Annotated in this window: 27 protein-coding genes and 3 pseudogenes; 17 read left to right on the forward strand and 13 right to left on the reverse strand. The window is 43.4% G+C overall.

All coding sequences use genetic code 11. The features are described from left to right. Positions 1–185 precede the first annotated feature (185 nt). Positions 186–320: a hypothetical protein gene (locus IM500_RS09725; RefSeq protein ID WP_002762237.1), complete on the forward strand. Its 135-nt coding sequence runs from the start codon at positions 186–188 to the stop codon at positions 318–320. A gap of 41 nt (positions 321–361) precedes the next feature. Next, on the forward strand, positions 362–817 hold the full coding sequence (aroQ, locus tag IM500_RS09730) for a type II 3-dehydroquinate dehydratase (RefSeq protein WP_002797921.1): 456 nt from the start codon (positions 362–364) through the stop codon (positions 815–817). Here the strand turns inward: aroQ and IM500_RS09735 are convergent, their stop codons facing one another. After that, positions 818–1,399, reverse strand: coding sequence for a hypothetical protein (locus IM500_RS09735; RefSeq protein ID WP_287738210.1), 582 nt, complete (start codon positions 1,397–1,399; stop codon positions 818–820). It lies immediately after the preceding gene. A 205-nt stretch (positions 1,400–1,604) separates the two neighbouring features. Between IM500_RS09735 and pyrH the strand changes: the two genes are divergently transcribed. From pyrH to IM500_RS09755, 4 genes are all read left to right on the forward strand, one after another. After that, positions 1,605–2,327, forward strand: coding sequence for a UMP kinase (pyrH, locus tag IM500_RS09740; protein ID WP_190720952.1), 723 nt, complete (start codon positions 1,605–1,607; stop codon positions 2,325–2,327). 13 nt (positions 2,328–2,340) lie between these two features. After that, a complete protein-coding gene (gene frr / locus IM500_RS09745) occupies positions 2,341–2,862 on the forward strand; it encodes a ribosome recycling factor (protein ID WP_199328774.1) in 522 nt (173 codons plus the stop codon). A gap of 128 nt (positions 2,863–2,990) precedes the next feature. Beyond that, positions 2,991–3,812: an IS630 family transposase gene (locus tag IM500_RS09750; RefSeq protein ID WP_242034583.1), complete on the forward strand. Its 822-nt coding sequence runs from the start codon at positions 2,991–2,993 to the stop codon at positions 3,810–3,812. After that, positions 3,766–4,062, forward strand: coding sequence for a transposase (locus IM500_RS09755; protein ID WP_190720949.1), 297 nt, complete (start codon positions 3,766–3,768; stop codon positions 4,060–4,062). The genes IM500_RS09750 and IM500_RS09755 overlap by 47 nt, the downstream gene beginning before the upstream one ends. Positions 4,063–4,298: 236 nt before the next feature. On the opposite strand, the gene IM500_RS09760 is transcribed toward IM500_RS09755, so the two are convergent. The 4 genes from IM500_RS09760 to IM500_RS09775 form a co-directional block, all read right to left on the reverse strand. After that, a complete protein-coding gene (locus tag IM500_RS09760; protein WP_002798508.1) occupies positions 4,299–5,585 on the reverse strand; it encodes a glutamyl-tRNA reductase in 1,287 nt (428 codons plus the stop codon). 184 nt (positions 5,586–5,769) lie between these two features. Further along, positions 5,770–6,807, reverse strand: a complete 1,038-nt coding sequence (gene glpX, locus IM500_RS09765) for a class II fructose-bisphosphatase (protein WP_159249948.1) — start codon at positions 6,805–6,807, stop codon at positions 5,770–5,772. A 130-nt stretch (positions 6,808–6,937) separates the two neighbouring features. Next, positions 6,938–7,435, reverse strand: a complete 498-nt coding sequence (locus tag IM500_RS09770) for a VOC family protein (protein ID WP_147072726.1) — start codon at positions 7,433–7,435, stop codon at positions 6,938–6,940. 124 nt (positions 7,436–7,559) lie between these two features. Next, entirely contained in the window at positions 7,560–8,075 is a 516-nt protein-coding gene (locus tag IM500_RS09775) for a TIGR02652 family protein (RefSeq protein WP_287738223.1), read from the reverse strand. Positions 8,076–8,183: 108 nt separating this feature from the next. Between IM500_RS09775 and IM500_RS09780 the strand changes: the two genes are divergently transcribed. The 7 genes from IM500_RS09780 (at position 8,184) to IM500_RS09810 (ending at position 14,527) form a co-directional block, all read left to right on the forward strand. Then, entirely contained in the window at positions 8,184–8,735 is a 552-nt protein-coding gene (locus IM500_RS09780) for a gamma carbonic anhydrase family protein (protein ID WP_147074048.1), read from the forward strand. Between the two features lie 65 nt (positions 8,736–8,800). Then, positions 8,801–8,920 carry a photosystem II protein Y gene (locus IM500_RS09785; protein WP_002737284.1) on the forward strand — a complete coding sequence of 40 codons (120 nt, stop codon included), beginning with the start codon at positions 8,801–8,803 and terminating at the stop codon, positions 8,918–8,920. A 300-nt stretch (positions 8,921–9,220) separates the two neighbouring features. Continuing rightward, positions 9,221–10,555 (forward strand): FAD-binding oxidoreductase, encoded by a 1,335-nt coding sequence (locus tag IM500_RS09790; protein WP_190720946.1) that lies wholly within the window; start codon positions 9,221–9,223, stop codon positions 10,553–10,555. A gap of 163 nt (positions 10,556–10,718) precedes the next feature. Continuing rightward, positions 10,719–12,014, forward strand: coding sequence for an adenylosuccinate lyase (purB, locus tag IM500_RS09795; RefSeq protein WP_190720942.1), 1,296 nt, complete (start codon positions 10,719–10,721; stop codon positions 12,012–12,014). Positions 12,015–12,063: 49 nt separating this feature from the next. Continuing rightward, positions 12,064–12,198 (forward strand): hypothetical protein, encoded by a 135-nt coding sequence (locus tag IM500_RS09800; RefSeq protein WP_256378293.1) that lies wholly within the window; start codon positions 12,064–12,066, stop codon positions 12,196–12,198. Between the two features lie 27 nt (positions 12,199–12,225). After that, positions 12,226–13,674: an AAA family ATPase gene (locus IM500_RS09805; RefSeq protein ID WP_287738212.1), complete on the forward strand. Its 1,449-nt coding sequence runs from the start codon at positions 12,226–12,228 to the stop codon at positions 13,672–13,674. Further along, positions 13,616–14,527 carry a hypothetical protein gene (locus IM500_RS09810; protein ID WP_287738213.1) on the forward strand — a complete coding sequence of 304 codons (912 nt, stop codon included), beginning with the start codon at positions 13,616–13,618 and terminating at the stop codon, positions 14,525–14,527. Before IM500_RS09805 ends, IM500_RS09810 begins: the two co-directional genes overlap by 59 nt. On the opposite strand, the gene IM500_RS09815 is transcribed toward IM500_RS09810, so the two are convergent. After that, positions 14,524–15,843 carry an AAA family ATPase gene (locus tag IM500_RS09815; RefSeq protein ID WP_287738214.1) on the reverse strand — a complete coding sequence of 440 codons (1,320 nt, stop codon included), beginning with the start codon at positions 15,841–15,843 and terminating at the stop codon, positions 14,524–14,526. The two genes, IM500_RS09810 and IM500_RS09815, sit on opposite strands and share 4 nt — an antisense overlap. Before the next feature lie 403 nt (positions 15,844–16,246). Here IM500_RS09815 and infC point away from each other — a divergent pair, with 403 nt between their 5' ends. Then, complete coding sequence (gene infC / locus IM500_RS09820; RefSeq protein ID WP_002757952.1) at positions 16,247–16,777, forward strand: translation initiation factor IF-3; 531 nt, start codon at positions 16,247–16,249, stop codon at positions 16,775–16,777. An 86-nt stretch (positions 16,778–16,863) separates the two neighbouring features. On the opposite strand, the pseudogene IM500_RS09825 reads toward infC, so the two are convergent. From IM500_RS09825 to IM500_RS09840, 4 genes and pseudogenes are all read right to left on the reverse strand, one after another. Next, positions 16,864–17,082: pseudogene (locus tag IM500_RS09825) on the reverse strand (hypothetical protein); the annotation flags it as partial. A 34-nt stretch (positions 17,083–17,116) separates the two neighbouring features. Then, positions 17,117–17,782: a hypothetical protein gene (locus tag IM500_RS09830; protein ID WP_287738216.1), complete on the reverse strand. Its 666-nt coding sequence runs from the start codon at positions 17,780–17,782 to the stop codon at positions 17,117–17,119. A gap of 96 nt (positions 17,783–17,878) precedes the next feature. Beyond that, on the reverse strand, positions 17,879–18,175 hold the full coding sequence (locus IM500_RS09835; protein WP_287738217.1) for a hypothetical protein: 297 nt from the start codon (positions 18,173–18,175) through the stop codon (positions 17,879–17,881). Positions 18,176–18,470: 295 nt separating this feature from the next. Further along, positions 18,471–18,602, reverse strand: a complete 132-nt coding sequence (locus IM500_RS09840) for a hypothetical protein (protein WP_287738218.1) — start codon at positions 18,600–18,602, stop codon at positions 18,471–18,473. A gap of 174 nt (positions 18,603–18,776) precedes the next feature. Here IM500_RS09840 and IM500_RS09845 point away from each other — a divergent pair, with 174 nt between their 5' ends. Then, positions 18,777–20,000, forward strand: coding sequence for an NB-ARC domain-containing protein (locus tag IM500_RS09845; RefSeq protein ID WP_271939232.1), 1,224 nt, complete (start codon positions 18,777–18,779; stop codon positions 19,998–20,000). Here IM500_RS09845 and IM500_RS09850 read toward each other — a convergent pair. After that, on the reverse strand, positions 19,997–21,214 hold the full coding sequence (locus tag IM500_RS09850; RefSeq protein ID WP_287738220.1) for a serine/threonine protein kinase: 1,218 nt from the start codon (positions 21,212–21,214) through the stop codon (positions 19,997–19,999). The genes IM500_RS09845 and IM500_RS09850 overlap by 4 nt on opposite strands. Positions 21,215–21,250: 36 nt before the next feature. Continuing rightward, positions 21,251–21,322, reverse strand: a pseudogene (locus IM500_RS24460) (4-Cys prefix domain-containing protein); the annotation flags it as partial. Between the two features lie 175 nt (positions 21,323–21,497). Here IM500_RS24460 and IM500_RS09855 point away from each other — a divergent pair. After that, on the forward strand, positions 21,498–23,000 hold the full coding sequence (locus IM500_RS09855) for an ammonium transporter (RefSeq protein WP_287738221.1): 1,503 nt from the start codon (positions 21,498–21,500) through the stop codon (positions 22,998–23,000). A 65-nt stretch (positions 23,001–23,065) separates the two neighbouring features. Here the strand turns inward: IM500_RS09855 and IM500_RS09860 are convergent, their stop codons facing one another. Further along, positions 23,066–25,267, reverse strand: a complete 2,202-nt coding sequence (locus IM500_RS09860; RefSeq protein WP_287738222.1) for a PhoX family protein — start codon at positions 25,265–25,267, stop codon at positions 23,066–23,068. A 309-nt stretch (positions 25,268–25,576) separates the two neighbouring features. Here IM500_RS09860 and IM500_RS09865 point away from each other — a divergent pair. Next, positions 25,577–25,864 (forward strand): annotated as a pseudogene (locus IM500_RS09865) (potassium channel family protein); the annotation flags it as partial. Between the last annotated feature and the right edge of the window lie 138 nt (positions 25,865–26,002).

The raw sequence follows: 26,002 nt of genomic DNA on the forward strand, positions 1-26,002 counted from the left end.
GAAAGACATTTGGCGATTTTTGTCAATTGTTTTTGATCTAGAGCGAACTAATCAATTAAGTCTCTTGCCAGATAAGGATTTAGTCGATTTATGCTCCCCTATCGAACCATACTAAGTAACGAAGAACCCTAATATTTAACAGTAAAGCCGTCGTAGAACGACGGGGTTTCAGACCCAAATTTTCGATGATTAAAGCTATTTCTGACCTCCAGGGATTCCGAGGTCTCATTCTGCCGATCATCGTCGGTGCGCTCAGTGCTACTATTGGTGCGGTGATTACCGTAGCGGCAAAAATGTTGTTGATCGGCAATAGTCCCTGATCGAGATAAGATTAATTCTCGTGGTGATAGGGAGGACATTTGTGAATAAACTAAGCATTCTGGTTCTGCACGGGCCGAATTTAAACCTATTGGGGAAAAGAGAGCCGAATCTCTACGGTAACGTCAATTTAGAGGCGATTAACCGGTTTTTAAACGAAGAAGCTACCCGTTTAGGGGTGAATTTAACCGCACACCAGTCCAATCAGGAAGGGCAATTAGTGGACTGGATTCAGCAAGCATGGGGTCAGCATGACGGTATTTTGATTAATGCGGGAGCTTATACTCACACCAGTATCGCCATCCGCGACGCACTATTAGGCACAAAAATGGCCTGTGTGGAAGTACACTTAAGCAATATTTACAAACGCGAGTCTTTTCGTCATCATTCCTACATTGCCGATATAGCCATCGGACAGATTAGCGGTTTTGGGGCCGAAAGTTATCGCCTAGGATTATGGGCATTAGTCGATTATTTGCAAAAGAATAGAGAAGGCTAATTAGGCAAGGGATTCTCCCACTTCTAAGAGGGGACAAAAGGGAAAATAGGGGGAAACCGTCCAACGATAGAATTTTTTGCTGCTGGTGGACTGGAGATTAAAACGCAGGGAAACAAAGGGGAAAAAGGGAGACACGGAACAATTCCAACTGAAAGCCGGCTTAGAAGTGCTATGATCGCCCTGCAAAGACCAAGCCGGGTATTGAAAAACCTCCCGGACGAGGGATTTTCCTTCATCGCTAACTTGGGCGCAGCTGCGACTAATGCGCGAAACCAAACAGAGACTATTACTGACACAATTATCATTGGAAGCCACGATCAAGAGATCTTCCCCGGTGGTGGTTAGTTCAAAAGCGATAAAATCTCCAGCTTGCCAACGACTAAGGACTTGTCCCTGGGCATTCTGGTAGATAGCGCTGCAGTTTTCGGGATCGAGAAGACGATTACTATCGGGGTCTAAGTAACCGCAAACCTTTCCCATCAGACGAGTTCCATCCTGAAACCCATACACCCAATCAAAGGTATCGATGTTAGCGGCCCCTTGATTGCTTTTGTTGACCAATAGTAATCGATCGCTGACCACGGTTATTAATTCTCTATAAAACTAAGCTCCTTTTAATAACAAAGGTATCACTAAATACAAATTCCCCAAGGAAAAGATTTATTAATCTTAACTTGTCGGCCCCAGGGGAGAGTGAACTGGTCAACTTAAATCAAGGCCAAAACCTGCTATCTTATGGGGAGACAAAAATTATCTAGATCTTGTTTTAGCGAGTGGTAGTAAGGGCATGGCGTACAAGCGGGTATTATTAAAACTGAGTGGGGAGGCCTTAATGGGCAATCTCGGCTATGGGATCGACCCGATGGTGGTTTCCGCTATCGCTCTGGAAATCTCCGAAGTGGTTGACCAAGGCATCCAATTGGCGATCGTGGTCGGTGGCGGCAATATTTTTCGCGGGGTGAAAGCCGCCTCGGCCGGCATGGATCGGGCCACGGCCGATTATATTGGTATGATAGCAACAGTCATGAACGCTATGACCTTGCAGGATGCCCTAGAACGAGCGCAAGTACCGACTAGGGTATTAACGGCGATTGCCATGCAGGAATTAGCTGAACCCTACATCCGCCGGCGAGCAATCCGTCATCTGGAAAAAGGTCGGGTGGTGGTTTTCGGTGCGGGATCGGGTAATCCTTTCTTTACCACCGATACCACGGCGGCCCTGCGCGCCGCCGAAATCGATGCGGAAGTGGTGTTTAAAGCGACGAAAGTGGATGGAGTTTATGATTCCGATCCCTCCCATAACCCTAACGCGCGACGCTTTCAAAGTCTTACCTACGGTCATGTGCTGACTCATGATCTGCGGGTGATGGACGGAACGGCGATCGCTCTGTGCAAGGAAAATAATATCCCGATAGTCGTTTTCGATCTGTCGGTGACAGGTAATATTGTTCGCGCTGTCAAAGGTGAACCCGTTGGAACATTGGTAGGAGGATTCTGTGAAGTTAGCTGAAGTTCAAGACCAGATGCAGAAAACCGTCGAATCAACCCAGAGAGCTTTTAATACGATTCGTACCGGCCGGGCAAATGCTTCTCTTTTAGATCGGATCGTGGTGGAGTATTATGGCATGGAAACTCCCCTCAAGTCCCTGGCGACAATTAGCACTCCCGACGCGACCACGATCGCGATTCAACCCTTCGATCGCACCAGTATGGGGGCGATCGAAAAGGCGATTTCTCTCTCGGACGTGGGTTTAACCCCCAGTAATGACGGTCAGATCATTCGTTTGAATATCCCTCCCCTCACTAGCGATCGCCGCAAGGAATTGGTCAAATTAGCGGCGAAATTGGCCGAAGAAGGAAAGGTGGCTATCCGCAATATTCGCCGGGATGCGATCGATGCTATCCGTAAACGGGAAAAAGGTCACGAAATTTCTGAGGATGAATCCAGGGATTTACAGGATCAAGTGCAGAAATCCACCGATAAATTTATCGCCAAAATCGAGGATTTGTTAACGACAAAAGAAAAAGATATCATGACCGTTTAAGTTTTTTCTCCTCATGGATAGAACAGGCTTTTTGTCTGTTCTATTTAGCTTTTTATCCCTATTTCAAAGGTATAGGGGAGTGATACTAAATCCTGTTATAATAAAACAAGTAAAGACGAGGAGATAAAATGCCCAAGAAAGCTTACTTAGCCGAACATCTAAGTTCAGAGGAACTGAAAGATAGATACAGAAGCAGTCAAGACTCAGTGGAAACAAGAAGATGGCACTTATTGGGTCAAATATCCTTAGGATGGACAATCAAAAATGCGGCGGTAGCTGTGGGGTTAGATTATCAATATAGTTTTAGAATTCTCAAGAAATATAATGAATTAGGAGAAGAAGGAGTTAAAAATCTCAAGAAAAAAAGTGCAGAACATCGGAGAGGAAAAGAACCTTTATTGAAGGAAGAACAATTTCAAAAATTAAAAGAAGAACTGAAAGAACGTCCTGCGGATGGAGGAATTTGGACAGGACTGAAGGTAGCCAGATGGATAGAAAAGGAAACGGGGCGAGAAAAAGTTTGGAATCAAAGGGGATGGGATTACCTAAAAAAGTCGAGATATTCTTGTCAAAAACCCAGGCCAAAACATAAAAAGGGAGACCCAGTTGAACAAGAAAAATTTCCGCAAAATTTACCAGTAAAAGTCCAAGAATTAATAGATAAATTTCCCAATTATCAAGGAGAAGTCTGGTTCTTTGACGAACATCGAGTTGGCTTAAAACCAATCATTAGAAAAGTCTGGGAACCAATAGGAGAAAGGCCTTCTGCCCTAGTGCATCATCGTTATGAATGGTTATATGTTTACGGGTTTGTTGAGCCAAAAACAGGAAAAACACTCTGGTATTTAATCCCAATAGTTAATCATCAATGGTTAAGTTTAGTCTATCAATCTTTTGCAAAAGATGTCGGGTTATCGGCTCCCAAAAATTGTCCTATTAGTACAAGATAATGCTGGGTGGCCTAGAAGTGAAAAACTTGAAGTTCTTGATGGAATCATGCTCGATTTTCTACCGGCTTATTCGCCAGAACTACAGCCAGCCGAGAGATTGTGGTCTCTAGTAGATGAACCTCTGGTTAATGAGTATTTTGAAACAATTGAAGAAATAGAAGAAATTCTGATAACTCGTTGTCAGTATCTCGAAACAATGACTAATGAAATTAAAAACTTGACTAACTATCATTGGCTAACTTATGACTGATTGTTATCATCTTTTTAAAACAGGATTTAGGATCAATTTGGGCATAATTACCGCAGAAGGTTTTCTAGTATTCCACTCAGGTGGATATTACCGCATTTCTACAGCCAAAAGTCTATTGGTCTGTCAATCTTGAAATTGTGGATAGGGCAATGCTGCCAAATTATTCGCCCCCAATCCCTCAAAATCACCTTGACAGACCAATAGAATCGCCCTTAATTTTTGTGGATTACCAGTCCCTAACTATATTCTTCTCCGACACTGAGATTAAAGAGCATTTGCAGGGATTGTAAACAGCGCTTACGCGCTTCGATATCCTGTTGGGCGCGCAGTTGTACCATGGGTTCGTGAAGGATTTTATTGACGATACCGCGGGTCATTGCTTCGATAACTTCTTGGTGTTTTTCGGCGAATTCCGTCCCCAAACGGGAGAGGGCCTTTTCTAATTCCTGTTCGCGAATATCTTCAATTTTGCTTCTTAAACAGCTAATTGTCGGTACAGTGTCCAAAGAACGCCACCAAAGCTCGAAAGCTTCCACTTCCTGCTCTAGGAGTGCCTCTGCTTCCCTGGCCATCTGACGGCGACTTTCCTGATTGGCGGCAACCACCGCTTTGAGATCATCGACGTTAAAAGCTTGCACTTGTGCCAATTCCTTCACGTCGGTATGGACGTTGCGGGGAACAGAAATATCGATTAACATCAGCGAATTAGCAGAAATCGTCACTTCTGTCAATAAAGTTTTAGTTAAAATTGGTTCCGTGGCTCCGGTACTGGTAAAGACGATATCCGATGCCGCTACTGTAGTCATCATCTCTTCTAAGCCATATAGTTGCAGCGGTAGGTGAGGAAATTCACGGGCCAACTCCTGGGCCCGTCTTTGGGAGCGATTGACGATCGCAATTTGCTGAGAACCCTTAGCCAGAAGGTGAGTAACTAATAATCGGGACATTTTCCCTGCCCCGATAATAGCGATTTTCTTGCTGCTGAGGTCTGCCACCTTAGCATGGGCTAACTCCACCGCCGCCGAACTGATCGATACGGCTCCCGTGCCGATGCTGGTTTCCGTGCGAACGCGTTTACCGGCAGTCATCGCTTGTTTAAACAGGCGATCGAGTAATTGACTAATAGTATTGTACTTTTGAGCTAATTTATGGGTATTTTTAACTTGCGCGAGAATTTGCCCTTCACCGAGGACAAGACTTTCTAAACCGGCCGACACCCGCAGCAGATGGCGGACAGCATCCTGATGCAGCAGGGTAAACAGATAACGACGCAGGACATTAAGGGGAATATGCCCGATTTCAGCGAGAAACTGGGTAATTTCCACCACGCCCTTTTCCGTATCCGTAACCACGGCGTAGATCTCCAAACGGTTACAGGTGCTGATAATCGCCACCTCTTGGATGTGGGGATAACCCTTGAGGTGGGTAAGGGCGGACTCGATTTTCGCTTCCGGGATACTCAATTTTTCGCGAATTTCCACAGGGGCTGTCTTGTGACTCAAGCCCACTACAGCAATATTCATTTATGTTCTCCTACAAATGTTGCTCAGGCTACAAAAATTATTGATAAAGATCAGTGCGTTATGTCTCTAATTGTTGCAATTTAGTCCCAATCGGGATGCAAATAAAAGATGTTTGAAAAAAAACTTTATATATTTTTACCAATGGGGGCGAGGTGAGCCATGCCCACCCCACCGGGTCAGGGAATTATCTCAGTTGAATGTATTTGGGTTGGTCGAACAGGTGAACGGTATCGACAAAGCGAGCGGTTTTCGATTGGGTGGAGATAACCAAGCTTTGGGTACGAGCGCCACCATGGAAGAAGCGTACCCCTTCCATCAGGGTGCCGGGGGTGATCCCACAGGCGGCAAAGAGGACGGTTTCGCCACTGGCTAATTCTTCGCAACCGTAAACGCGATCGGGATTGGTGATACCCATTTCTTGCAGACGAGCGAGATTACCCTCTCTGCTTTCGCCGATTAAACCGGTTTTGACCACTTCGGGATCATAGATTAATTGTCCCTGGAAGTGACCGCCTAGACAACGCATAGCCGCCGCCGAGATTACCCCTTCCGGAGCGGCACCGATACCCATGAGAGCATGAATATTAGTTCCCGAAAAAGCGCAGGAAATAGCGGCCGATACGTCACCATCGCTGATCAGACGAACTCTGGCCCCGGCGTTGCGGATTTCTTGGATTAATTCCTTGTGACGGGGACGATCCATAACTACTACCACCAGTTCTTCGATGGAACGATTGAGACAATCGGAAAGGACTTTCAGGTTTTCCGTCGCCGATTTATTAATATCCACATGACCTTTAGCTGCTGGGGGAGCGGCTAATTTTTTCATATAAAAGTCAGGAGCGGCGAATAACCCACCTTTTTCGGAGATCGCTAACACGGCCATAGAACCATTTTGACCGTAGGCAACCAAGTTAGTGCCTTCGCAGGGATCGACGGCGATATCGATTTCGACTAATTCGTCGGGATTACAATATTGTTTGGCATCAGCTTGGGTACAGATACCCACTTCTTCGCCAATATAGAGCATGGGAGCTTCGTCTCTTTCCCCTTCTCCAATAACGATGCGACCGCGCATATGGATTTTATTCATCCGTTCGCGCATCGCTTCTACAGCGACGTGATCGGCGGTATTTTTTTCGCCTTTACCCATCCACTTCGAGGAGGCAATGGCAGCCTGTTCGACCACTTCGATAATTTCTAACCCTAGCGTACTTTCCACTCGATGATCCTCCCTACAGCTGATCTATGATTTATCTAGTGAGTTTGTTTCCTTAACAGTCAAAAGTCTATCACCAGACGGGGATCATTCTTAAGTTTTTATGCAGATCATCTGGAGGAGACTGGTATAGCTAGGGAGTTTTTGCCAGCACTGTCCCCTCCATCTCAGTTATTGAGACCTTGATCGCTGATTTCGGCGTTAAACGACGGATAAATTCCAGGGGTAACCCGTCTGTATCGGCAATAAAGGTGACTTCATAGACATGATCGCCGATCATCTGTTGTTGGGGTGGCAAAAGAATTTTTAAAGGTTGATATAAATCGGCATCCTCTTGATGAGCTTGCTGAAAGTTATTTGTTAATTTTTCTAACCATTCTGGTAAATTGCTGACATTTTCTGTTAGGTCAAAAGACAAGTGATAATAACCGACATAATGCTGATCGCTAAAGGCATCGGGGGCGGGTTTCGGTTGAGGAATTTGGATTAATTCGATGCGTCCGTTTAACCCCGTTAGCCAACAGGCCAAAGTATAACCCGTGGTGAATCTTTCCTCGAGGGTAAAACCGAGAAGTTGGTAAAAAGCGATCGCCCGATGGATATTAGCGGTGCGGATAGAAGCATGGTGCATTTTCAGGAGAAAGAATTATGAAGTGGGGAAGTGGGGAAATGGGGAAATGGGGAAGTGGGGAAATGGGGAGAGTAAATAAAAATAATCTCCTGCCTCCTATCTCCTGACTCCCGATGGCTATTGATTAATCAAAAAGACGAAAATAGGGATAACGTTTGGGAACCCCCGGTTCTTTTTCCAGATCAAAATTAATTACATCCCAACAGGGTTCATCGGGGGCATCGGGGCTAAATTCTACTGGTAAACCGTAGAGACGGGGAATAGTGGCTTCACCCTGTCCATTACCGCGCCAAGTGGTGTTACGTTCTAGGTAGGAACTAACTAAATCGCGATAACGGTTGGCAATAATTACTTTAGTCGCTTTAAATCCTTGAGTATAGAGGCGATCGAGTGCTTCGTGAATCTCAAAACGAATACCATCCGGGTGAGTGTGTTGACGATACCACTCACCATTCCAGAGTCGCCAATGCCGTCCTGACTGCAAGTGAACCAACTCTCCCGTTTTGGGATCGGCTTCAAAAGCTCCATGGCGCGGACACAAATAGGTATCCGTCAAAGTGAGGGCGGGGATTAGCTGCCGACAGTGAGGACAATGGATATCGGGGCCAAAAACAGGGTATTGTAAACTTGCATTGATCATGGAAGAACCTAAACTAAAAATTGCTATCTTTGTACCAATAATCCTATCCATATTATACCCAACCAAATTGGACGGGTATTCTCTTTCGACTTTAGTGTAGATCCTTTCATGTCTTTAGATAACTTAAGATCAACTTCTAATTTCTGGCCGCTTGTCGATGTCAGTCAAGCGGCTTTTATCGCCCCCAATGCCACGGTAATGGGCGATATTTCCCTAGCTGTCGGGGTGAGTGTTTGGTATGGGGCGGTATTGCGCGCCGACGTGGAACGCATCGAAATTGGGGCCTATACTAATATCCAAGATGGGGCAATCCTACACGGAGATCCGGGCAAAATTACTATCCTTGAAGATTACGTTACCATCGGGCATCGGGCGGTAATTCACGCAGCCCATATTGAACGCGGTTGTTTAATCGGCATTGGGGCAGTGATTCTCGATGGTGTGCGCGTCGGGGCGGGTAGTATTGTCGGGGCGGGTAGTATTGTAACAAAAGATATACCACCGCGATCTTTAGTGGTGGGTATTCCCGCTAAACGCGTCCGGGAAGTGTCGCCACAGGAGGCTCAAGAGTTGATCGAACACGCCGAGCGCTATGCTAAACTTGCCCTCGTTCATGGGGGAAAAGCTACTGATACTGGATTCCCAAAACGGGCGGATTAGGGTATAAATATAAAATGAGAATCAAGTAACAATCTTTTAAGCACTGACCGAGGAGAAGGAAATCTATGGACTGGAGAGTGTTGATCGTTTTAACCCCTTTGCTTATTGCTGGTGGCTGGGCTTTCTTCAATATCGGCGCTGCCGCTATTAGACAAGCTCAACAGTTTCTCAGCAAACAAAGTTAATAAAAGTTTATACTTCTTAGTAAAACCGATCCCCTAGGCGATCGGTTTTTAATTTTTCCTGATGGGGCTATCGCTGATTGGGGTGTGGGGTGTGGGGTGTGGGGTGTAGGGTGTGGGGGGAATAAATAAAAATAATCTCCTGAATCCTGACTCCTGACTCCTGACTCCTGACTCCTGACTCCTGAATCCTGACTCCTGACTCCTGAATCCTGACTCCTGACTCCTGAATCCTGACTCCTGACTCCTGAATCCTGTCTCCTAACCCCACCAATATACCTTTTCAGCAAACCCTACCTAACCATGAAATCTAATTGTCAAAATCTCATTGAAGAGCTTTCCCATCTAGAAATTATCACCGATCCGGGGCAAGTGGCGAAACTTTCCTTAGATTATTATCATTTTAGTCCCATTTTAGAGGCACAACTGCAAGATAAACGGGCTGATGTAGTCATTCGTCCCCACAATAGCCAAGAGGTTATTGACATCGCTAAAACCTGCGTTAAATACCAAATTCCTTTAACAGTTAGAGGTGCGGGTACAGGTAATTATGGTCAATGTGTTCCCTTGCGGGGAGGAGTAATGTTAGACACAACCAAACTAACAAAAATTATCTCGATCGAACCGGGGACAGCCAGGGTAGAAGCGGGGGTAAAAATGGCATTTTTTGATAAACAAGCTCGCGCAATTGGTTGGGAATTAAGAATGGCTCCCTCTACCTATCGGACGGCGACAATTGGCGGTTTTATCGGGGGTGGCAGTGTGGGCATGGGTTCAATTAATTATGGACAATTGAAGGATAGAGGCAATCTGCAAGCAGTGCAATTAGTCACCCTAGAAGCGGAACCAAAAATTATCGAATTACGGGGGGATGAGGTAGAAAAAGTCAATCATGCCTACGGAACCAATGGCATTATTACCGAGTTAGAAATAGCCCTCGCTCCCTGTTATCCTTGGGCAGAATTTATCGTTACTTTTGCCGATTTTCTCACCGCCGCTAAATTCGGTCAAGCTCTTAGTGATAGTGATGGCATCGTCAAGAAAATGGTTAGTGTTCACTCTTGGCCAATTCCCGCTTATTTTACTGCTCTTAAGGATTATTTAACCACGGGGAAAGCGGCAGTTTTGTTAATAGTATCGGACAGCGATCGAGTTGCATTAGAGTCTTTAATTCAAGAATATAATGGTGAACTTACTTACTATAAAACGCCAGAAGAAACCCAAAAAGGCAACAGTATCTTAGAATTTACTTGGAATCATACCACTCTCCATGCGCGTAGTTTTAACCCCAAGATAACTTATCTACAAGCTTTTTATTTTAATCTAGCCACGGTAGAGAAACTCCATAATTATTTTGGTGAGGAAATAATGATGCACCTAGAATTTTTGAAATTTCAAGGTAAAGTTATTCCCGCCGGTCTTCCCTTGCTAGAATTTACCACAGAAACTCGATTAAATGAGATTATTGCTATCTATGAACAACAGGGGGCAGCCATTGCCAATCCTCACACTTATATCATGGAAGATGGCGGCAGCAGACAGATTAATCCGCTACAACTAGAATTTAAACAACTCGTCGATCCCTACGGATTGAACAATCCGGGTAAAATGCGAGCATGGGTTGAAGCAAGGGGGTAGGGGTTCGATTCAGGCTAAATTAAACAAGATAGTTCACCGCTACTACCGAATTACTAACCGGTGAAAAGGGAGTGGGGAAAACAAAACTCCCCGCTGCCCCCTGCCTATTCCCAGACTTACCCCGATCCGATACAATTAAACGGTTGTCTTGGAATAATTAATAGTGATCGAGCGTTATACTCTCCCTGCAATGGGGAATTTGTGGACGGATAGATATAAATATCAAACATGGCTAGAGGTAGAGATAGCCGTCTGTGAAGCGCAGGCCGAATTAGGCTATATTCCCGCGGATGCAGTGGAAGAAATTAAGGCAAAAGCTAATTTTGATCCCGATCGCATTTTAGAAATAGAAGCAGAAGTGCGCCACGATGTCATCGCCTTTTTAACAAATGTTAACGAATATGTGGGCGAGCCGGGGCGTTATATTCATTTGGGTTTAACCAGTTCCGATGTACTAGATACTGCCCTGTCCTTACAATTAGTCGCCAGTTTAAACCTGATTCTAGAACAATTAGAAGATTTCATTCAAGCCCTGCGCTATCGCGCCCAAGAACACCGTTATACAGTCATGGTGGGACGTTCCCACGGCATTCACGCCGAACCGATCACCTTTGGCTTTAAACTAGCGGGATGGTTAGCGGAAGTGCTGCGGGGACGCGATCGTTTAATTCGCTTGCGCCAAGACATCGCCATCGGTAAAATATCCGGTGCAGTGGGAACCTATGCCAATATTGACCCGAAAATTGAGGCGTTAACCTGTCAGAAGCTAGGATTAGAACCGGATACCGCTTCCACTCAAGTGATCTCCCGCGATCGACACGCCGATTATGTGCAACAATTAGCTTTATTGGCGGCTTCGATCGAACGTTTTGCCGTGGAGATTCGCAACCTGCAAAGAACTGATGTCCTAGAAGTGGAAGAATACTTTTCCAAAGGACAAAAAGGCTCCTCCGCTATGCCCCATAAACGTAATCCCATCCGCTCAGAACGCTTAACGGGAATGGCGAGAATTATCCGTAGTCATAGCGTTTCCGCCTTAGAAAATATCGCCCTCTGGCACGAAAGAGATATTTCCCATAGTTCCGTAGAACGGGTAATGCTGCCAGATGTTTGCATTTTGACCCACTTTATGCTCAAGGAAATCACCGATTTAGTCAAAAATCTGCTGGTGTATCCCGAAAACATGAAGCGAAATATGAATGTCTATGGTGGTGTGATTTTCAGTCAAAGAGTTCTTTTAACTTTAGTGAGTAAGGGAATTAGCCGGGAATCTGCCTATAAAATCGTCCAAGAAAACGCCCATCGCGCTTGGAACACCGATAACGGCAATTTTAAAGCTTTTATCGGTCAAGATGAGCGAGTTACCGCTATTTTATCCCCCGACGAGATCGAAAGTTGCTTTGATCCCCAGCAGCACCTAAATCATCTTAATAGCATCTACCAAAGGTTAGATATTTAAGGAGCTTTCAGTGATCAGCTAACCACTAGCTTGTTGCTTTAGAAAGGTAATGACAGCGTTTTGGATTGTCGGTTGGCGATCGATCTTTTCTCAGAAAGCGATCGCTATTCGTTTCTCGATCAAGGTCGCGTTTGAAGATAAAACTAAAGAATCGGCGCAAGCGAGTACGAATCGGGTAAAATAAGGGTCTGTATTCGGAGTGTTCGTTTTTATGATGAAAATCAAACTCTTGAATTTAGGTAGTATTAAAGAGGCAGAAGTGGATCTTCGGCCTCTAACCGTTATTATTGGCCCGAATAATTCTAATAAAACTTATATCGCCTACTCGATTTATGGGTTATGGATTAATCATCGTGACGGCCTTTTTTTTTCTAGTGAAATTTTAGAAAAAATAGAATTTACAAATCAAGCCGATCATTGGTCTTTAAAAATAGACCGACGTTTTTATGATGTTATATCCGAAATTGTTCAAAAGTCCGCATCTGAATTTAGCGGGATAAAACTACAATCTTTTTTCCAAGATTCTAGCGGCAAGATTTTTGAAAAAACGAAATTCAGTATCGAAATTTCCGAAGATGATATTAAAACAGCTATAGAAAAAGTTTTAGCGCATATAATTGAGTATCGCCAGTCATTAGCTTCATTTGGAATCAAGAAAATCGAGCGAAGCGACAACAATAATGAGATTTTATTTTATCCAGAAAAAGAAGCTGAAATTTATGATTATAAAAACATGGTTCTTCTTGATTTTGTTGCTGGTGTTGTAACATTTTCATTTTCTTACATACTTCCTTTACCCGCCGAAAGAAACGTTTTTATAAATACCTATAAAGTGCTGGCTAATAGAAGATATAAGCTACTTAAAGAGAATCAGAGAGAGCTATTGATACAAGGACGTATTAATCGAGATAGACAGTTAGAGTTACTAAAAGAACAGGGGGATATTCGATATCCTCAACCAGTAGAGGATTTTTTAGATTTTTTAACTGACATAGAACTAGAAAATAAGCCCGATCCCATTGCCAAAAACAAAAATGATTTTCAAAAATTAGCCGATCAAATTGAAAAGTATATTCAAAATAACAATAAAACAATCTTTAAAAAGACTAAATTCGGAGGCAGAGAAATTAAAGTTTCGGTAAAAAGAAGTTTAGAGATCGATCTTTATAATGCTTCCTCGTCTATTAAACAATTAGCCCCGCTTTTACTCTATTTGCGCTATCGAGCAAAATCGGGGGATTTTCTGGTGATCGATGAGCCTGAAATGAACTTACATCCAGAATCTCAGGTAAAATTGTTAGAATCTTTAGCGATTTTAGTAAATTTAGGAGTTAGAATTTTATTGACGACTCATAGCCCCTATTTGATGGCTCATCTTAACAATATCGTTAATGGTAATCACCAAAATCCAGAACTTTTAGCCGAACAAGCTAAATTGCTTTATCTGCAAGATAGCCGAGCTTTTCTTAAAATGGAACAGGTTAGCGCCTATGAAATAAAAAATAATAAATTACTTTCTTTACACGACCCTGAATACGGTATTCGTTGGGATACTCTCAGCGATGTATCAGTTGATATTCAACAAAAGTTTTTTGCAATTTATGAAGCAGGACAACAAAACCAAGAAACCGAAGAAGGATGTTCCTCAGAAGAAGAATAAACTCGATTGGCAAAAATTTAACTTTTTAGAAAATCTGCTTATTTTCTGTACCGTACCCGATCGGATCGCTCCACCCGAAAGCGGTGTCAGCTTTCGGATTACCAAGCCAGAAAAAGATTCCGTTTGTATTTTATTTAAAACTGATCGTCGGGAGGATCCTCTTGTTAGAAATCAAAAGCAGAAAAGACCTGATTATTTATCTCTTTTTATTCAGAATGACTTACTTCTGCTGACAATTATCGAGATGAAGGGAACTAATAAAAATTCCACGAGTACAGCTATCGAACAAATTACAACTTTTAGAGATATTTTAAAACGAGAAATTGCCGATCATGTCACCAGTAAACTCAAATATAAATTACAAGCTATCCTATTAACTCCCTATAATGCCGATATTCCTCGAAAGGCGATCAAAGAGGAAGCGGAGAAAGGATTTATTATTTTACCTATCCCGTATGATTCTAAAGCGGAGCTTTATCGTTATGTTTCCAAGACTCACAGTAAAGAGGATTTAAGCAAAAAAAATTATATTCACGACGAGCAACATAAAGAATCCGATTGTTTGTTAATCGAAAAATTGTTGGCTAGACAAGCATCGGACAAACGTAAACAGGATAACTATTATTCATGTAAATTCACTCCCGCCAAAGATAGACAAGGCATCTATATAGATTATCAGGTGTCGAGCGATCGAGACTTGATCACCCTATTAACCGATCCGCAGGGAAAGAAAGTTCAATTGGCTTACTGTAGTGATGATTCTCAAAGTTCAATCGATCAAATTCAGGAAGAGATTAAAAATTTAAACATATATGGAATGGTAGAGATGGTAAGTCGCCTAATCAATAGTTAGTATAAAAAAAAGGTTAATTGCTTTTTATTCTCTTTGATAACAGGGTGAAAATTACTGCTTTTCATCTTAATTCGCTTCCCTTCAATAGTGGATATTATAGTGGTAAGTTGAGAAAGCCAAATGCTGACATTTTTATCATCTTGCCAATTAATTAATTGACTCACCAGAACTGGAGAATGAGTGTTCACTATTACTTGGCGTAAAGGCATTTCAGTATCTTCAAAATCGACAGTTAGCTCTTTTAATAATCTTGCCATTGCTTCAATACGAAAAGGATGAATGCCATTTTCTGGCTCTTCAAAACACAGTAATCCTGTGTGTTGTCGGTCGTATTGCAGGACACATAATGTTAATAAACGTAGGGTTCCTTCGGAAAGCACTCTCGAAGAAAACTCCCGACCATCATCGCCTTTTACCTTGATAATAAATTGTCGATTTGCTTTGTCATCATAAACATTAACTTCTGTAAGATTCGGTAGCAGGTTATTGAGATCACGGGAAATTGCTGTGAGGGTATATTCATCATCTTGTTTGATGCGAAATAAAGCAGCGGCTAAATTCTTTCCGCTTGCTGTTATTGTATCTCTGATGCCCATATCTTGACGCGTAGGTTCTCGCAGATCTTCGGGATTAAGCTGCATAAACTTCCAACTCAGCATTTCTTGTTTGGCGGCTAATATATGTTGAAAATCTATAGTATTAATGCTGCTTAAAACAGTTTGTGATGCGCTTTTTGCGGGAAATACTTTTTTATTCCCTTGTTGACCATCTTGATGTACAACAATGGTAGCAATACCATTAATATCTTCAGTCTTAATATAAGGAATGGCTCTCCTACCCGTTACTTTTGGTCGCCAAGTTTCCAATACTGTCTTAGGAATATAATTTTTTACCCAATTATCTTCATTGTGCTTTAAATTTTCTAAACGTTCATCAACAATATACAAGTTTTCAAATCCACTTATATTAGACTCCCGTTTAATTTTTAATTGATAGCGTAATCTTGTATATTTAAGATCGACTTCCCCACCCCAATTATCTTTTACCTTGCGATTGACTAACATTTCCACTATAAATTCCATTTCCGTGGCGTAGTCGTCCTCATCATACTGGGTAAAAAGTTCGCTAGGATGTCCTCGTTGCTCGCTAAAAGCCGTCTTCAGATCCACTTCTGCCAGCCGCGCCAACAATTGCAAAGCATCAAATAAATTACTCTTACCAGAAGCATTAACCCCAGCAACTACAGTAAGCGGCGTAAATACCATTTTAAAATTATCAAAGGATTTAAAGCCATGAATTTTAATATAAGTAATCATAGTTTTAGGCGATAGGTAATATTAAAACATCAGCGCAATATTTAACCATACTGGATAATCTTCTCAACTGTCGCCCGATACTGTCCCACTATAATCTAGACATTGGTTTACAGAGGTAGTGCGATGCCGCAGATTTTGTCGGGTGCGTTCCCTGCTGCAACGAGGGGGAACGCACCTTACCGATCGATTCCTGAGAGTATAGGGTCTTAGTCTGACAAGGCCCATAGACAACAAGCTTATCTGGCTGACGGCCGGCGGCTGATGACCGGCGGCTAAAAATTAACATTGCAAGAAAACTTAACAATTGGCCAAGAAACTCGATCGAGTAGGTAGAATAGCAAGTAAACCATTTTGTAAACTCCAACCGATTAATTAACCAGAATAGAGATAACCCAGAACGCCTGTGATAGATAAAAGACGCACTACTCGCGATCTCCCCCAAATTAACGAAAGAATCCGCTTTCCCGAAATCCGCGTTATCGATAGCGACGGCTCTCAACTAGGAATTATTACTCCTGCCGAAGCTTTACGCGTGGCCGAAGAAAAGGAACTTGATCTCGTCCTCGTCAGTGAAACGGCAAATCCTCCCGTTTGCCGGATTATGGACTATGGCAAATACAAGTTTGAACAGGAGAAAAAAGCCCGCGAAGCCAAGAAAAAACAGCATACAGCCGATATAAAAGAAGTTAAAATGCGCTATAAAATCGATGAGCATGACTACAACGTGCGAGTCAACCAAGCGCAACGTTTTTTAAAAGCGGGAGATAAGGTAAAAGCGACGATTACCTTCCGAGGCCGGGAAATTCAACACTCTAACCTAGCGGAAGAATTACTGGCGCGCATGGCCAAAGACTTACAGGATGTGGCTGAGGTACAGCAAGCGCCAAAAAAAGAAGGTCGTAACATGATGATGATGTTATCGCCGAAAAAATAACTAACTAATCCGGAAAAAAGGGGCTAAGACCCCTTTTTTGTTTTTCGGAAATCCCCAAAGGAAACCAATCATCTAAAACAAATGTATTATCCAGATTTTGACTCGGTTCGGCGAATCGCCACCACTGCCGGCCGGGGAGGTTGATTAACTTGACCACTGGGCCAATTCGACCCTAGGGGTACTTGTCGCATTTGTTCAAATTCCTGCCCATTAGTGGTTTTAAGGGCAAATTTACGGTTTTCAAAGGCCAAATCCCGACGAATTCCCCCCGCTTCCCCCGGATGTTGTACTGCCAAAAATACAGAAGAAAACCTCATCAAGCTTTGCTAAAATCCAATACTATGGAGTGGTGGGGAGATTCCTGATATATTCCTGAACTCGATCATCGGGATGGCTGATCCCTAGCTTGAATACCGTGTAGAAGAAATTTTGGATCGATCTCCAGATGTTTAAAGCTTGTTCCCTGATAGATGGATGGGCCGAGAGCCTAATCAACGGTAAATTTCCTACCATTTGATGATCTTGATTGTGAGGATGAGGACTAAATAGAACCCGATAATCCTCGGCGATAATTTCTTTATCGCATCTCATCCAGTCTTCAAAAGTTCTAATCTGTTGGGGACTATAAATGCAATGCTCTTCGCTTAAACCTCGTATTTTGTAATAGGTTCTGGGTAATCGTTCTTTATAAATTCGTAAGTTGTGATGAACAGCGAGATAGGATAGAGTCCAGTGATGTCCGTATTCGTGGGCTAAGGTTCGTTGTAATTGCTCGATCGTACCTAAAGCAAGAGAGTTGAGGCGAATTATCGCTTTAAATGTCTGTCCATCATATCGTCCGTACCAATCACCATTGGTATTTAGTCCCAAATCCCTAATTTCTATTGCATCCAACCACGCTAATTCGATTGGTGACGAAAGACGAAGTTCCTGCTCGACAAAATCCGATAGTGATTCTAATTCTTCTAGAGTATATTGATTACTAAAGTCTTCTATCCTAGGCATCGCAACGTGATTTTCGTAGATTCTTAACCGACTATTCTAATAATATAACCTAGCCCAACATCGTAGATTGGGTTATATTGTATGTGTTATAAGATATTATTTTTTCTTGCTTGAAGGGTCAAAGATAGTTGGCTGTTGCCGGTCATCCAACTCATCGAACGGGTCCTTCTCTGTATCTTCCGGCAGGATGGGAGCGCTTGCCATCTCGATTATTTTTTTGCCGTCGCGAACGATTTCCCGATACATTACTCCCGTACTTTTCTGATTGGCGAACACTCCAGATTCGAGTTTATTTAGACAGTCCTTCATTCGCTCGATCCTCGATTTCGGCACTCCTGCCTCCAAAGCTTCTTGAATATTTCGTTTTAATTCTTGAGTAGTGATGGGGATCATTGATTTTAGCGTCTTTAAAATACACTGGAAACACTCTTACTATAGTGATTGTACAAAGAGAAGAACAGAAAAACTACTACTAATTAACCAACTTCTGACTAACTTCTGACAAATTTTTGAATAACTTCTGACAAATTTTTGCTACTATAGACATATACCTAAAATCATCATTTATGCCTAGATCATTAGAAATCCCTCTGGAATCCATTTTAAAGCTAACTTCGCCCAAACAAAGGAGAAGCCAACAAGGATAGTCTTGTTGGCTCATTACCCTAGAGCGATAGCATCTATATGACTACTGTTTTCCTTCTTGTTCTTCCTCCTCTTGTGCCTCGGGGTTGCGAAATTCATCGATCAGATCGATGATCGCTCTCAAAAGATCGACGCTCATTTTAGCAAGCTGTATATAATTGATAATTTCTAGCATTTCGATAACTTCCTATCTTCTGATTTTCTTTCCTTATTATCTTGGCTAATTCGTAGGACGAGATCTTACATATTTCATAACTTTGTATATATAAATGAATTGCCCTAAGAATTGCTTTATTATAGTTTTAAATTCCTTCCGGATAACTTCTGAGTAACTTCTGAATAACTGCTTATGTCTCGATCGCTGAAAATCAATCCCGAATACATCCCTAAAGCCGAACTCGCTCTTAAACAAAAGGGATACACGAATAAAAGTACCTTCGCCGAATTGATTCCTTTGGCTAGAGCGACAGTTACCAAATTTTTCACAGGTAAGCCGATTAGTCATGAGAATTTTACGACAATTTGCGAGAAATTAGGTTTAAACTGGCAAGAGATAGCATTGCTAGAAGAAACGTTCGGGAAAGGGGAAATTGATCGGAAGGACTGGGGAGGGGTACCGAAGGCGGATTTTTTCTACGGACGGACGGAAGAACTCGCCGAGATCAAACGGTGGATCATCGGTGACAAATGCCGTTTAATTACGGTTTTTGGGATGGCAGGGATGGGAAAAACCGCTCTCGCGGTGAAACTAGCGCAGGGGATCGAGGGAGATTTCGATTACCTCATCTATCGTTCCCTTAAACAAGTTTCTCGCCTTACGGAACTTTTGGGGGATTGGTTAGAGATTTTGACAAATTCTCCCCGCCGGGAGTTACCTGATAGTATCGATATCCGTTTGGCTAGGCTAATCGATCGAATGACCTATCATCGGTGTCTTTTGTTATTGGATGACGGCGAGGAAATTCTGCAAAGCGGCGATTTAAGTAGGAGATATCGAGGGGAGTTTGAAAACTACGAAAAGCTATTGAGACGGGTGGGAGAAGCGCCGCATAGAAGTTGTTTAGTATTGATGAGTCGGGAGAAACCCAAAGATATCGATTTTCTAGAAAAGCGGCAGAATACAGTAAAGTCTCTGTTCTTGGGAGGACTCGATGAACTATCGGCTAGGGAGATGGTGAATAAGGAGGGAGGAGAAGGAACAGAGAGGGATATTCGGGATTTTATCGAACTGTATCGGGGTAATCCTTTTTTTCTTAAGCTTGCTTTGGCTAGAATCGTCGATCTCTTCAGTGGTAATATTGCGGAGTTTTTACAAGCTGGGACGATAAATTTTAGTGATATTAATGGGATGATCGAGGTGCAGTTGCAAAGGCTTTCGGAAATCGAGCGGGAGATCTTGGAGGTTTTGGCGAGGGAAGAGGAAGCGATTTCTGTCTCGGAATTACGATCGAAGCTCAATAAACCCGGACTGACGGACGCAGTTGATTCTTTGAGAAAGCGAGCGTTCATCGCAAGCAGAGATTCAGGCTTTATTCTTCCGAATTTGATTAAATCCTACGTTCTAGGACTTTAATCGAGATAGCGAGGAACGATGTTAACTTTTATCGCGTCTTTAACACTATTATTAACACTCCCTCGGATAACTTGCTCTAGTTCCTCCGCTAGTTCTGGGAGAATGATCTCGTCTCGTTTTCTGAGGATTTCCACCTGCACGGTACAACCATATTGCTTGGGATCGAGAATAATATTCGAGTATTTTTGGATGATAGGATAAGGGCTATCTTTTAACTTAGCGGCATTAATCGCTTTTTGGGCATCTCTAGCTAGGGCATTGCTATCCTGTTTGCCATCTTTTCTAATCCTGCATTGGGTGTCATTGCTAGTATTAGTATTAGTTCGAGAAGGATCCGACTTGATCGCGAAATATCCGAAAACTAAAACCCCTAATACCATAGCCCACAAGACTACTTTTTGAAATATAGAACGAGAGTTTTCCTGTGAATTAACCTTATCTTCAATGATTTGAATTCGTTTCAATATATCCTTTGTATTTCCGGGCCGCCCGTTAAGTTTTCGCTCTAAAAGACTATTGATTAAGGCGGCAAATTGATCCGATACGGGTGTAGATTCTGTACGCCATAGTAACTTTTCTTGAGTATCTTGTTCGATTTGAGAGGGATTCTTGTTGGTTAGAAGATGGACAAAAGTACGCCCGAGAGCATAAAAATCGGATTGGAAATCGGTTCTGCCTCGGTACTGTTCGGGAGCCATATAGGGGAAGCTCCCGATCCTTGTCGTAGTTTGCTCGTTTATATTTTGATTAATTAAACGAACCGCACCTAGATCGATTAGAAATATCCTGTTATCGCTATCGCGGTACATAATATTAGAAGGTTTAATATCGCGATGGATGAAATTATTAGAATGTAGTCTTTCTAAAATAGTAGTTACTTGTTTTAACCAGTCGATCGCCCGCCTTTCATCGATCGCCCCGTGCTGTTCTAGCCACTGCTCTAAGTTTAGTCCTGGGATTTTCTCCATCACTAGACAGTAAGCGGGAATAGGATTATTGGGAAACTCGATCGGGAAATATCCGTCTTGTCCTACTGTAGGAAGTCCCTCGATCCAGTAATTTTTTAATAAATCTGCCTCTCGATCAAACCGAGAAATCGTGTCCGGGTTCCCTGTGTAGAGAACTTTGAGAACCTTGGGAGTGTCTTGATCCTTCACATCCACCACATCGTAAAGGGTAGTTACCCTGTCCTCCCTCTGGTGTAGTACTTTCATCACCCGATATCTATTCTGTATTAGCAAGTGGGAACCGCAAGCCTCACAGATACTCCCATCTTCGGAGTTCTCCGGCCGGGGACAGATGGGATTGATACATAATGCCATAGATTCAGATAGTCAAGATTGTATTATTAAGAACATCTTGCGATTTTACCGATCTATGATTTGATCTAGTTTTCATACATGGAAAATCACTCGTTCATTCGCTTACTCTTATATAATACCTACATTTATCTTGTAAGCACTCTCTTCCTAGTAATGCGATTTACCCATTGTAGCTATGCGATTTTACAGAATAAAAAGGCTATCTCAAGGATTGATTGCTAAAAATAGACGGAATTTTCAATACATCGGTTTATTCTGTACTATTTTGAGCCTGAGCATCGGTATATCGGCGGTAATGGCTCAAGATCCCGGAGATCCCGGATTATCCGAGCAAGTGGCGCAGTTAAACCGCGGTCAAAATACGATCTGGGTGTTACTCACGGGTAGTCTCGTCTTCTTCATGAACTGCGGCTTCGCCATGCTAGAGACGGGCTTTTGCCAGAGTAAAAATGCGATCACCGTCCTCGCCAAAAACACGATCGTCTTTACCGTCGCTACCGCAGTCTATTGGCTGATCGGCTTCGGGCTGATGTTCGGGGATGGCGGCAAATTTGTCGGAACACCGGGTTTTCCTCCACTCAATGGTCAATTTCCCTCCCTAGATTCGGCGGATATTCCTCTAACGGCTAAATTCTTCTTTCAACTCACTTTCGCGGGAACTGCCGCCACGATCGTATCGGGGGCGGTGGCGGAGAGGATTCGCTTCGGGGCGTTCGTCCTTTTTAGTGCCTTTTTTATCCTGATTTACTCCATTGCCGGTTTTTGGATTTGGGGAGGGGGCTGGTTGCACGAGTTGGGGTTTCGGGATTTCGCGGGTTCGACGGTGGTTCACTCGGTGGGAGGATGGGCGGCTTTGACGGGGGCGTGTCTGTTAGGGCCTCGTGCGGGAAAATATATCCCTTGGGGGCAAGGGGAAAACCGTTCCTTCAAAAATACTAGCTATCGCGGCCATAAAATCATGGCGACTTTTGGCGGTAATCCGAGCCTAGCGACCTTGGGATGCTTTATTCTCTGGTTGGGTTGGTTCGGCTTTAACGCGGGTTCTACCCTCGCGGCCAACGCGGACGCAATCTCCCATATCCTCCTGACGACACTCATCGCCGGGGCTTTCGGCGCGCTGGCCTCCACCACTCTCGCTTGGATATTCTCCGGTAGGCCGAGTCTAACCTTTATTATTAATGGCATTCTGGCGGGTTGTGTCAGTATTACCGCCCCCTGTGCCTTCGTGAATTTTTTGAGCGCGGCGCTAATCGGCTTTATCGGTGGGGCGATCGTTCTTCTGTTTAGTATTTGGCTCGAAAAAGGGGAAATCGACGATCCGGTGGGAGCCGTTCCCGTTCATCTCGGTTGCGGTATCTGGGGTACTCTGGCCGTGGGGATTTTCTGTTTAGCCCCCAAAGATATTCCTTGGGCGGATACCTATTTAGATCTGCCGAAAGGGGGGTTACTTTTCGGGGGAGGAGTGGATCTATTTATGGCACAATTGATCGGGATCGGGGTCATAGGCTTTTTGGTCGCCAGTTGTAGTCTATTACTCTGGATCTGTGTGGGATGGTTCTTCTATCGCCTGTCGCATCCCAGTAGTTTTGGTTTCCGTCCGCACAAGGGGTTGCGGGTTTCGCAAGAGGAAGAGGAAAAGGGAATTGATTCCCTGTTTGCGGAATGGGAAGAGAAGTAATAGTTTAGGAAGTCGATACAATGGCGGCATAGCTAGAAAAGAAAGAGGAAACTTTCGTTTAAAGTCTATTTTGAGTCGGTTCGGCGAATCGCCACCACTGCCGGCCGGGGAGGTTGATTAACTTGACCACTGGGCCAATTCGACCCTAGGGGTACTTGTCGTATTTGTTCAAATTCCTGCCCATTAGTGGTTTTCAGGGCAAATTTGCGGTTTTCAAAGGCCAAATCCCGACGAATTCCCCCCGCTTCCCCCGGATGTTGTACTGCCAAAAATAACGTCTCTTGGTCGGGAGTAAAGTACAATCCCGTTAATTCCGCATCCATGGGAGCGATAGCAAAAGGATAGGGATGCTCTTGACCCTTGGCAAACACCCAAGCGCTATTATTGCCAAAAATACCCAATAAATCCCGTTGACTAACCGGAACCCCTTGGGGATAACGAGTTTTCATCTCTCGATTTAACCCACCCGTGGAAATATCGCTAACCATCCAGAGATTTCCCTGTTTATCAAAAGCGAGGTTATCGGGATTAGAAAAACCCTCACCTTTCTCTGTCGGTTCCCCTCCATAAGCGACCACATCCCAACGAAAACTTAAGGAAGCAGCATCGTTATTATCTTCCCTTAAGCTGATAATCCAACCAAATTCGTAGGGTATTTCGCCATTTGGCCCCTTAAATATTTCCTTATCGGCTCCTCCCTCCGCTTCACTGGGACTACCAGAGGTAAAGGTCATATATAAAGTGCCATTCTCGTCCACTTCCGTATCTTCCGGGCGACCAGTACAAGTGACCCCAACGGCGTTAGCGGCAAAATGAGCATCGATGAGAATTGCCCCCTGTTTTTCCGTCCCATTACCTTCATACAGGTCTGCGAGGGTCTTATATTTAGCTTTGTAGGCCAGAATCTCCTCATCGTCCTTAAATAGCAGTAATTTAGTATCATTGACCGTTCTTTCGGGATTCGGCAAGGCTACCACCCCATCCCCGCGACTAGCGGCTATTTGACTCGGTAGGACGGGATTTATCTCCGTGTCGGGATTTAAGGGTATCCAATAACCGGTTTTATCGGGGTTGAATTTGGCCCCGTAGAGCATCCCTTTTTCTAGGAGTTTTGAGTTATTTTTCTGCTTAATATCGCTAATTTTGCCCTCCGAAACGAATTTATAGACATGACCGCCTCTGCGATCGCATCCTGAATAAACCGCCAAGGGTTGCCCCGTCCGAGCGAGAAAAGCGACCGCTTCATGGCGAAAACGCCCTAACCAAGTGTGTTTTGTGCCGTAATCGTCGGGATTGGCCGGATCCACCTCCACCATCCAACCGTATTTATTTCCCGCTAACCCGAAGACGTTACCCCGGCCATCCACTTCTGAACTATTGAGAATAAAGGGGGTAGTATCGGGATGCAAAGAGGAACCATCTTTTAACACTACCTCCGTCACTTGGTCTTGAAAGTTCTCCTCGGCACTAAATACAGTCCCCCAAGGCGTTGTTCCCCCGGCGCAATTTTGCAACGTTCCGATAATTTTTGCCCCTAATCCGTCATCGTAGCCAAGTTTATCGGTTTTGGTAAAAATTGCTACAGCGGGACCGGTCGCTTTCAGGTAGTGACCGTCCTTTAGTCCAGAGATACCGGTAATGCGGCGATCGGCTTTACTATAGGTACGTTGCCATTTTCCCGTTTGATCTTTAGCCAGGGAAATTACGCCAATTCCCTGATCAATTAAGCCTTCTAGGGAGATTTCCTCGATTTTTGCCTTTAAGCTGGCATCTTGCAGGTTATAGGCGGCAATTTCACCCTTTTCATTCGTTTTTTCCCGTACTTCCTTGACGGGTAGGGTTTTACCAATCACTTGTTCAAAGGTTTGTAGCCAAGTACGACCACTGATATATTCAAAATTAACGGTTAGATAACCTTGACCCGGACTGGTTTCGATAAAAGATAGATAATCATTGTTATAACCGAAACGGGAATCACCCACTGCATCCCCCCACTGGGCCAGCACATCATAGGTGAATCCTTGCGGAAGAACGAGATCATCTAGGACTTTATAGGTTTGATAGGCATTTTTTTGGCTTTCATCGCTCATACCGTCAATTTTTAAGGGAATCGGCAGTTTGACTGGGACAAAGTTGAAGCCGAAATTATTAGCAGCGATCGCAGGACTGCTAATCAGAGAGGAATATTTTTTCTCTTGCAGACTGAAAAAAGAGACACCAGCAGTGGCAGTTAAAAAGGTGAGGAAATTACGGCGAGAAATACTCATATTTTCATTAATAAAGTCAAAACTGATGTTCAGACCTTGATTAGGTTAAATTTTATTACGGATACTTGACATAGGGATTATACAGTATCCAAGTTATGACTAAGTTAACAGCCAGTTAAAAAGCTCTCCTGCAAAAATCTTCCGTTATACTCAATCCAGTTATTAAAAACTGATTATTTATCCCCCCTTTTGCATGAGTGCCTGTCCTTATAAGTAGCATTATGCTCAACGGATTTAGTACAAATTCTGCTGTAAGCTGATAGCTAGATGGTCAGGTCACGGAAATCGATGCAAAGTTCACTGAAAAGGATTATCAAAGCTTTTAGCGATCGCCAGATGAATAAAGAGATGGAATCCCGATAAAATCAGGTCATAATCTGCGGTTTTGGGCGTATAGGACGCATTCTAACGACTAAATTGGCAAAAACAGCCCAATCCTTTATTATCGTCGATAATAACCCCGATCACATTGGATTAGCTCAGGAAAAAGGCTACTTAACTCTTAATGGTAACGCCACCGATGAAAGTATTCTCCAGAAAGCCGGTATCGACAAAGCGCGAGTTTTAGCGACGGTGTTACCCGATGATGCCTTAAATAGACCTCTTGCATAAATCCGAAAACAAACGATAGAAACAATAATGGGAGGGACTTTCAGTTAATTATTTATTAGTAGTTGATAATCTTCAAAAATGTTGCTGTACAAGGATCGACTTAAGACTTTTGCAAGAGGTCTA

The sequence above is a fragment of the Microcystis sp. M179S2 genome, from assembly GCF_020245805.1.
Lineage (GTDB): Bacteria > Cyanobacteriota > Cyanobacteriia > Cyanobacteriales > Microcystaceae > Microcystis > Microcystis aeruginosa.

Coding starts and splice junctions, on each gene's coding strand:
- IM500_RS09800 (WP_256378293.1), top strand. CDS start 12,064: ATGACAGCGTTTTGGATTGTCGGTTGGCGATCGATCTTTTCTCAGAAA.
- IM500_RS09810 (WP_287738213.1), top strand. CDS start 13,616: ATGAAGCAGGACAACAAAACCAAGAAACCGAAGAAGGATGTTCCTCAG.
- frr (WP_199328774.1), top strand. CDS start 2,341: ATGCAGAAAACCGTCGAATCAACCCAGAGAGCTTTTAATACGATTCGT.
- IM500_RS09855 (WP_287738221.1), top strand. CDS start 21,498: ATGCGATTTTACAGAATAAAAAGGCTATCTCAAGGATTGATTGCTAAA.
- IM500_RS09815 (WP_287738214.1), bottom strand. CDS start 15,843: ATGATTACTTATATTAAAATTCATGGCTTTAAATCCTTTGATAATTTT.
- IM500_RS09790 (WP_190720946.1), top strand. CDS start 9,221: ATGAAATCTAATTGTCAAAATCTCATTGAAGAGCTTTCCCATCTAGAA.
- IM500_RS09770 (WP_147072726.1), bottom strand. CDS start 7,435: ATGCACCATGCTTCTATCCGCACCGCTAATATCCATCGGGCGATCGCT.
- IM500_RS09755 (WP_190720949.1), top strand. CDS start 3,766: ATGTCGGGTTATCGGCTCCCAAAAATTGTCCTATTAGTACAAGATAAT.
- IM500_RS09725 (WP_002762237.1), top strand. CDS start 186: ATGATTAAAGCTATTTCTGACCTCCAGGGATTCCGAGGTCTCATTCTG.
- IM500_RS09845 (WP_271939232.1), top strand. CDS start 18,777: ATGTCTCGATCGCTGAAAATCAATCCCGAATACATCCCTAAAGCCGAA.
- pyrH (WP_190720952.1), top strand. CDS start 1,605: ATGGCGTACAAGCGGGTATTATTAAAACTGAGTGGGGAGGCCTTAATG.
- IM500_RS09835 (WP_287738217.1), bottom strand. CDS start 18,175: ATGATCCCCATCACTACTCAAGAATTAAAACGAAATATTCAAGAAGCT.
- IM500_RS09840 (WP_287738218.1), bottom strand. CDS start 18,602: ATGCTAGAAATTATCAATTATATACAGCTTGCTAAAATGAGCGTCGAT.
- IM500_RS09850 (WP_287738220.1), bottom strand. CDS start 21,214: ATGAAAGTACTACACCAGAGGGAGGACAGGGTAACTACCCTTTACGAT.
- IM500_RS09805 (WP_287738212.1), top strand. CDS start 12,226: ATGATGAAAATCAAACTCTTGAATTTAGGTAGTATTAAAGAGGCAGAA.
- IM500_RS09830 (WP_287738216.1), bottom strand. CDS start 17,782: ATGCCTAGGATAGAAGACTTTAGTAATCAATATACTCTAGAAGAATTA.
- IM500_RS09760 (WP_002798508.1), bottom strand. CDS start 5,585: ATGAATATTGCTGTAGTGGGCTTGAGTCACAAGACAGCCCCTGTGGAA.
- IM500_RS09860 (WP_287738222.1), bottom strand. CDS start 25,267: ATGAGTATTTCTCGCCGTAATTTCCTCACCTTTTTAACTGCCACTGCT.
- IM500_RS09780 (WP_147074048.1), top strand. CDS start 8,184: ATGTCTTTAGATAACTTAAGATCAACTTCTAATTTCTGGCCGCTTGTC.
- IM500_RS09785 (WP_002737284.1), top strand. CDS start 8,801: ATGGACTGGAGAGTGTTGATCGTTTTAACCCCTTTGCTTATTGCTGGT.
- IM500_RS09775 (WP_287738223.1), bottom strand. CDS start 8,075: ATGATCAATGCAAGTTTACAATACCCTGTTTTTGGCCCCGATATCCAT.
- IM500_RS09750 (WP_242034583.1), top strand. CDS start 2,991: ATGCCCAAGAAAGCTTACTTAGCCGAACATCTAAGTTCAGAGGAACTG.